This is a genomic window from Oerskovia sp. NPDC060287 (assembly GCF_042726775.1).
GTDB classification, from domain to species: domain Bacteria; phylum Actinomycetota; class Actinomycetes; order Actinomycetales; family Cellulomonadaceae; genus Oerskovia; species Oerskovia merdavium.
In genome coordinates this window covers 1-1,044 of sequence record NZ_JBHXBO010000421.1, presented here as the reverse complement: position 1 = coordinate 1,044, position 1,044 = coordinate 1, and the positions used below count along the sequence as shown (strand labels likewise).

The following is a 1,044-nucleotide window of genomic DNA, read 5'->3' as shown; positions in this document are numbered from 1 at the left end:
CCCCTTCGGTCAGGACGAGGCCGGTCGTGACATCTTCGCCCGCGTCATGCGCGGCACGCAGACGTCGCTCATCATCATGTTCTCGGTCGGCCTCATCGCGACCGTCATGGGCATCGTCGTCGGGGCGCTCTCGGGCTTCTTCCGAGGCGCGACGGACTCGCTCCTGATGCGTTTCACGGACCTCATCATCACGATGCCCGTGATCGTCCTGGGCGCCGTCCTGGGTCTGATGTCGGGTGGCAACAACGCCGCGGTGTTCGGTGCCTTCCTCGGGCTGATCCTCTGGCCGCCGCTGGCCCGTCTGGTGCGTGGCGAGTTCCTCTCGCTGCGTGAGCGCGAGTTCGTCGACGCAGCACGCGTCGCGGGCGCGAGCAACACGCGCATCATCTTCAAGCACATGCTGCCCAACGCGGTCGGCGTCATCATCGTCAACACGACGCTGCTGCTGAGCTCGGCGATCCTGCTGGAGACGTCGCTCAGCTACCTCGGGGTCGGCATCAAGTCGCCGTCCATCTCGCTGGGTCTGCTGATCAACGACTACCAGCAGGCGTTCGCCTCACGCCCCTGGCTGTTCTGGTGGCCGGGTGCCTTCATCGTGTCGATCGCGCTGTGCGTGAACTTCATCGGTGACGGTCTGCGCGACGCGTTCGACCCGCGTCAGAAGCGGATCCCCTCGTTGCGCAAGATGGCGCGTGCGCGCCGCATCGAGCGTCCGCTGCCCTCGACGCGCCCGACCGACGGCACGGGTGCCGCTGCGGAACCGAGCACCCCGTGACCTGCGCGCCACGGCGCGTCGGGTCACCCTCCGACGGTCGTGACCACGATCGTCGCGGCCACCAGAGCGCCGAGCACGGCGAGCTGGCGGACGTTCCACCGGGTGCTGGCGCCGGGCGTGCCGTGGGGGGGGGGGGCGGGGGGGGGCCCGGGGGGCGGGGGGTCTTGCTGGGCCCCCTGGCGGGGGGGGGGGGGGGGCTCGTCCTGCGGCGGGCCCTCGAGCGGGGTCAGGACGAAGACCGCCAGCGGCAGGTCTCGGCGGACCGCCTC

General features: G+C 70.6%; 1 protein-coding gene. It reads left to right on the top strand.

Annotated elements, in window-relative coordinates:
* Positions 1 to 775 (top strand): ABC transporter permease (locus tag ACFWFR_RS19455; protein ID WP_377624218.1); only part of this gene is annotated, 775 nt, incomplete at its 5' end.
* Between the last annotated feature and the right edge of the window lie 269 nt (positions 776 to 1,044).